This window comes from Streptomyces sp. BE303 (assembly GCF_036290945.1).
Classification (GTDB): Bacteria; Actinomycetota; Actinomycetes; order Streptomycetales; family Streptomycetaceae; genus Kitasatospora.
In genome coordinates this window covers 1-6,793 of sequence record NZ_JAQYWZ010000152.1, presented here as the reverse complement: position 1 = coordinate 6,793, position 6,793 = coordinate 1, and the positions used below count along the sequence as shown (strand labels likewise).

General features: G+C 66.3%; 3 protein-coding genes. 2 read left to right on the top strand and 1 reads right to left on the bottom strand.

Annotated features, from left to right (window positions below; genetic code table 11):
* Nucleotides 1-41: 41 nt before the first annotated feature.
* Entirely contained in the window at nucleotides 42-1,157 is a 1,116-nt protein-coding gene (locus tag PUR56_RS00685; RefSeq protein ID WP_329947405.1) for a sugar ABC transporter substrate-binding protein, read from the bottom strand.
* 517 nt (nucleotides 1,158-1,674) lie between these two features.
* On the opposite strand from PUR56_RS00685, the gene PUR56_RS00680 reads away from it, so the two are divergent.
* Nucleotides 1,675-3,891 carry an alpha-L-fucosidase gene (locus PUR56_RS00680; protein ID WP_329947404.1) on the top strand — a complete coding sequence of 739 codons (2,217 nt, stop codon included), beginning with the start codon at nucleotides 1,675-1,677 and terminating at the stop codon, nucleotides 3,889-3,891.
* A gap of 224 nt (nucleotides 3,892-4,115) precedes the next feature.
* A complete protein-coding gene (locus PUR56_RS00675) occupies nucleotides 4,116-6,650 on the top strand; it encodes a glycoside hydrolase family 95 protein (protein WP_329947403.1) in 2,535 nt (844 codons plus the stop codon).
* The last annotated feature ends 143 nt before the right edge of the window (nucleotides 6,651-6,793 follow it).

The following is a 6,793-nucleotide window of genomic DNA, read 5'->3' as shown; positions in this document are numbered from 1 at the left end:
TGGTCATCAGACGAAGCCCGATCTCTGAGGCGGGGTGGTGGTCAGCGGCAGGTGAGGACGGTGTCCGTGAACTGCACCTTGAGCTGCTGCGTCTTCGCCTTGCGGTCGGCGTCGTAGGTGTCGACGGTCTGCTGGGTCACGACGAAGGAGCCGGAGTCGACGATCGCGCCCGGGTCGCGCACCGTGCACTGCTTGGTCTGCAGCAGGGCCAGCGCCCAGGAGCCGACCTCCGCCTGGCCCACCGGGTTCTGTACGACGGTCGCGGCGACCGTGCCGTCCTTGATCGCGCCGAGGATCTTGGGGTCGTCGTCGATCGCGACGACCTTGGCCTTGGAGCCGGTGGTCTTGACGGCGTCCGCGGCGGCGACGGCGGGGTTGTAGGCGGTGGTGACGATGCCGTTGATCTGGCTGCCCTTGGCGGCGAGCAGGTCGGAGACCGCCTTCTGCGCGCTCTGGAGGTCCTTGTCGATGTCCGTGACGGTCTGCAGCAGCTTCACCTTGCCACCGGACTCCTCCACCGCCTGGGCGACCCCCTTGATCCGCAGCTGGGTGTTGGCGTCCACGTTGTTGCCGGTCAGGTGCACCAGGGTGCCCTGGCCGCCCATCGCCTCGATCGCGGCGGTGGCCGCCTTGTACGCGGCGCGGGTCACGTCGGTCGACAGACAGAAGTCCGCCTTGTTCGAGCCGCCGGCCGGGCACGAGGCGAGGGAGGCCACCGCGAAGCCCTGCGACTTGAGGTCCGCGAACGTCGTATTGATGTCGGTGGGCGACACCCCGAAGATGCCGAAGGCGTTGTAGCCGCGCGCCGCGAGCGTCGAGAGCAGATTGTTCTGCTTCTGCTGCTCCCACTCGGCGGTCTCGTCGAATGTCACGTCCCCGAGACGCAACGCCGTCTTCGCGGCGGCGCCGGCACTCTTCCACGGCTGGAAGTACGGGTGCGCCCCGCCGGGGACGAGGGCGATCTTGACGCCCGAGCCGTCGGCGACCTCCGGCGTGCCCTTGCCGGCGCCCGTACCCGTTGCGGGTGCCGCGGACGAGGTCGGGGCCTGGCTGTCCGCGGGCTTGTCCGCGCTCTTCACCGTGCACGCCGCGGAACCGGCCAGCAGGGCGACGGCGGTCAGAGCCGCCGTGACGGACGAAGTGGATCTGAGTCGCATCGCGACCTCCAGAATCAAATAGGATTTGGTGGAGCGATATTCAGCCAGCCGCTGCGCCGCGTCAAGGGCTCTGACACAACCGCATCCCGTAAGTTCTCGGCGGCCTTGCTCTGAGGGGCGAGGGGTGGGTGCTGGAACGCCTGGAGCAATCGTTGAAAAACAGGGCAGATGCCTCGCTATCGCGCCACTGCCCGTCGGCATGACGCAGGGCTACCCATCGCGGCGCACTCGCCTCCAGTCGGCTGAGATCGGCCGCGCGGTGACTCAAGGCGACCCTTGATCATATAGAAAAGTCTGTTCAACCCGTTGACATCCCGGTATCCCGGGGCTCCACTTGCGTCCCACAGGCACCACCCGGCGGCCGCCACCGCCGTGATACACCCGCTCCGCCGGCCGAGGTGTCGTCGACCCCAACCCCTCCGGGCCTCCGCAACTGTCGGCGCGCTGCGCCCACCGAGTCGCGGCCCCACCCTCCACGAGCGACTTCCCCTCATCACCCTCACGTGAGGAAATCGTCTTGAACCGATTGATGCGAGGGCTCCTGGCCCTCGCCGTCTGCCTCGGGCTGTCTGGCGTGATGCCGAGTACGGCGAGTGCCGCAGCCGGGCCGGGGACGAACTTCGCCTACGGCGACCCACTGTCCGACAGCCGTACCGCGTGGTTCCGCGACAACGCGCAGTTCGGCATGTTCATCCACTTCGGACCGACCTCCCACTTCGGCGCCATCTACAACGGGTGCCACTCGGACTGGCTCTGGCGTACCTGCAACGTGCCCGACGATGTCTACTCCGCCGGCGCTGCAGACTTCGACCCCTCGCAGTGGGACGCCAAGCGCATCGTGGCCAGCGCTAAGAAGGCCGGGATGAAGTACATCGTCTTCACCACGAAGCACCACGACGGCTTCGCCATGTGGGACTCCGCCGTCAACGACTGGAACCTTCGCGACCACAGCGGCTTCCAACGGGACATCATCGAGGAACTCGAGCAAGAGACCAAGGCCGCCGGCCTGAAGCTCGGCCTCTACTACTCGATCTGGGACTGGCACGACCCGGACTACACCAACAACATCAGCGCCTACCTGTCCCGAGCCAAGGCGCAGGTGTCAGAACTGCTGACCCGCTACGACCCCGACCTTCTGTGGTTCGACGGCAGCAGCGACGTGCTGACCGACCCCGCATCCAACTACTTCCTTCGCGAAGCCGAGAAGTTCCAGGCAGAGATCCGAGCCCTCGCCCCGGACGTCGTCATCAACGACCGCATTGCCAAGCGTGTGCCGATGGCGGGCGACTACTTCACCCACGAGGTGACCGGGCCCGAGCAGGCTCCTACGAACCGCCTCCAGGAGCACTGCCAAACGATCTCCACCAACTGGTTCTGGTCCCCGCAGGACAACGGGCTCATGTTCACCAGCACGATGCTGCGCACGCTCATCAAGGACACCAGCCTCAACACCAATTACCTGCTCAATGTCTCACCTCGGGCCGACGGCAGCCTCCCTACCGCGCAGGAGAACGCTCTCGCCGTTGTCGGGCCATGGATGGAGACCAACGGCGCCTCGATCTTCGGGGCCTCCAAGAGCCCCCTCGTGGCGCCCTCGTGGGGACAGACGACCCGTAAGGGCGACAAGGTCTACTTCCACGTCTACAACTGGCCCGCAGCAGATACCGCTCTGCACATCGCCAAGCACTCGGATGCCGCCCCGTTCACCCTCACCAACCCCAGGGTCCTGGGCAGTGCCCAGAGCGTTGCACTCACGCCGTCTGGTGACGGCTATGACATCACCCCCTCGGGTGGCCGAACCAACCCGTACTCCACCGTCATCGAGGCGACCATCAGCACCGCCCCCGCAGCAGTCGGCGCTGGAACCGGCCTGAAGGCGCAGTTCTGGAACAACACCACCGCCACCGGAGCGCCCGCCGTCACGCGCACCGATTCCGACATCAACTACGCCTGGCGATACAGCGGATCCCCCGCACCCACCATCCAGACCGACAACTTCTCTGCCCGCTGGACCGGGGACATCCAGCCTCGGTACAGCGAGCGATACACCTTCTCCACCGTCTCCAACGGAAGTGTGAAGGTCACCATCAACGGCCAGCAGGTGATCAACGCGCCCCACCATTCCACCACCCGCACCGACACCGGCAGCATCTCACTCCAGGCAGGGCAGCGCTACAACATCCAGGTGGACTACACCGCCCTCACCGGAGAGGCGTATGCCCAATTGGTCTGGTCGAGCCCCAACCAGCGTGCACAGGTTGTGCCCGCTCAGCACCTCTACCCCGACAGCAGCCCTCAGATCAACGTGGCGCTCGGACGGCCGGCTACCCAGTCCTCCGCCCCCCAGAACGCGGCGAAAGCCGTCGACGGCAACACCAACGGTGTCTATGCGGCGGGCTCGGTCACGCACACCGGTCTGGACGCCCACGCCTGGTGGCAGGTCGACCTCGGGGCATCCACCCCGATCAACACCATCAAGATTAACTCCCGGACCGACGGCTACGCCGATCGCAGCAGCAACGCCTCGGTGTTCGTCTCGGCATCGGACATGACCGGACGCAGCTACGCCGACCTGCGTGCCGATCCCGCTGTCTGGCGGTACGACATCGCGGGTACCCCGCCCCCTGAGCTGACCCTTCCGGTCGCCGCCCAAGGCAGGTACGTCCGCGTGCAACTCCCGGGTACAAACTATCTCTCGTTGGCTGAGGTCTCGGTCTACACCTCCGCGAACTGACCACCACCACAGACCGGGTGTCCGCCTCAACGACCTCGGCGAGGCGGACACCGAGGCTGAAACCCTGCCTCCCGCGCCACCCGGATTGCCGACCCCCCATTGCCTGGCCACGAGGGCGAGCTTGCCACGCCCGGAGCAGCCTCGGTCCTGGTGACCTCGAACGCCCCCGACATATAGCGGCCGACACAGACCTCCACCGCATTCCCCCCTGGAAAGGAACACTCATGGAACCCACACGACGCGTGACTCAGGACAGCGGCCCCGAGGCGCCGGTAGACCAGTTCCACCTCACTCCCGCCACCGAGGAACAGGTTACGACGGGTGAGACAAACCGGGGGGTCTCGCGGCGAGCATTCGTCGCGGGGGTCTCCGGGGGGTTGGCGGCGGTGACCCTTCCGCTGGCGTTGTCGACCGCGCAGCAGGCGGCGGCAGCGGCGACCGCGGACCCGGAGACCCTCTGGTACGACCAGCCCGCCTCGGCATGGGAGACCCAGGCGCTGCCGATCGGCAACGGGGCCTTGGGGGCCATGGTGTTCGGGGGAGTGGCCTCGGAGAGGCTCCAGTTCAACGAGAAGTCACTCTGGACCGGTGGACCCGGTTCGCCCGGATACAACTACGGGAACTGGCCGGCTCCCCGTCCCGGCGCCCTGGCCCAGGTCATCGACGCCATAGACGCCAGCGGCAAGGCCGACCCGAACTGGGTGGCCGGCAAGCTCGGGGCGCCCCGTACGGGCTTCGGTTACTACCAGACGTTCGGTGACCTCTACCTGGACATGATCGGGTCGTCCTCCACATACACCGGGTATCGCAGGTCGCTGGACATCGGCGACGCGGTCGCCAAGGTCAACTACACGGCCGGGGGGACCACCTTCAGCCGGGAGTACTTCGCGAGCTACCCGGGCAAGGTGATCGCAGGCCGGATCAGCGCCGATCAACCGGGCAAGATCTCCTTCACGCTGCGCTACACCTCCCCACGCACAGACTTCACCACGACAGCCGTAAACGGGCGCCTCACAGTACGCGGGAAACTCGCGGACAACGGCCTCGACTTCGAGTCCCAGACCCAGGTGAAGGCCGTCGGCGGCACAGTGACCAGCTCCGGCGACAGAGTCACCGTCACCGGCGCCGACAGTGTCGTCCTCGTGACGGGAGCAGGCACCAACTACGCCCTGTCGTATCCCGCCTACCGAGGGGTCGACCCGCACGCGCGGGTCACCTCGGCGGTCGACGCGGCGATCGCCGCATCGTACGACGCGCTCAAGTCCGCCCACCTGGCCGACTACCGCACGCTGTACGACCGGGTGAAGCTGAACGTGGGACAGGTGATGCCGGACAAGCCCACCAACACGCTCCGGGACGAGTACACCGGCGGATCCTCCACCGCAGACCGAGCACTGGAGGCGCTCTTCTTCCAGTACGGCCGGTACCTGCTGATCTCCTCGTCGCGAGCGGGATCTCTGCCGGCGAACCTCCAAGGTGTGTGGAACAGCTCCACCAATCCGCCCTGGTTTTCGGACTACCACACCAACATCAACGTGCAGATGAACTACTGGCCGGCTCTCCAGACGAACCTCTTCGAGGCCATGTCGCCCTTCGTCGATCTCGTCAAGGACCTGAGCAAGGCGGGCACGACCACCGCCAGCCAGATGTTCGGTACCCCTGGCTGGGTGACGCACAACTGCACGAACCCCTTCGGGAACACCGGGGTCGGGAACCATGGGACCGCGTTCTGGTTCCCCGAGGCCAACGCATGGCTGGCCTCCCAGCTGTACGACTGGTACCGCTTCACCGGGAACACTCAACAGCTGAGAGACGACGTGTACCCGGTCCTCAAGGGGGCAGCCGAGTTTTGGCTGGCGAACCTGCGAACGGACCCCCGCGACGGGAAGCTCGTGGCCAATCCGAGCTTCTCACCCGAACACGGCTCCTTCACGGCCGGGGACTCCATGGCCCAGCAGATCGTCTGGGGCCTACTCACCGACACCCTGGCCGCGGCGCGAACCCTGAACACCGACACGGACCTCCAGTCCAGACTCACGTCCGCTCTCGCATCACTCGACCCAGGCCTTCGCATCGGTTCATGGGGCCAACTCCAGGAGTGGAAGGCCGACCTGGACCAGAGCACCGATCACCACCGGCACGTCTCCCACCTCTACGCCCTGCACCCGGGAAACCAGATCTCCCCCCGCAGCAATCCCACGCTCACCGCCGCGGCCAAGGTCTCCCTCAACGCGCGGGGTGAAACAGCTGGCGATGCCGGAACCGGATGGAGCCTTGCGTGGAAGGTGAACTTCTGGGCGCGCCTGCTCGACGGCAACCGAGCACAGTCCGTGCTGTCCGAGCAGCTCAAGTCCAGCACCTACCCTAATCTACTGGACACCGCTCCACCGTTCCAGATCGATGGAAACTTCGGTGCCACAGCTGGGATCACCGAGATGCTTCTGCAGAGCCAGAACGGCGAGATTCAGCCGCTGCCGGCGCTCCCGGCCGCCTGGAAAACCGGCTCGTACAGCGGGCTCAAGGCACGCGGTAACGCCAGTGTCGGCGCAACCTGGTCTGCTAACGGGTCCGTGACCTTCACGATCACCCCGTGGGTACCCCAGCAACTCTCCGTGCGGAGCCCGATCTTCAACGGCGCCTACACCGTCACGGACACGAACACCGGCCAGGTCGTCACCACCGCCCGCACCGGCGAGCGCATCACGTTCGCGGGTACCGGATACCACGTGTACAAGATCACGGGCACCCTCGTCCGCTGAACTGTCCCGCGTCAAGTAACTGGCAGGTTTTGGGGTTCGGGAAAGTTGGGGACGAGCGGGTCGGCCTGGCCGGTGTGCACGTCGTGGGGCCGGTTCCAGGCGAGTGCCTCGTGAGGGCGGACGGTGTTGTACTCGAGCCGGTA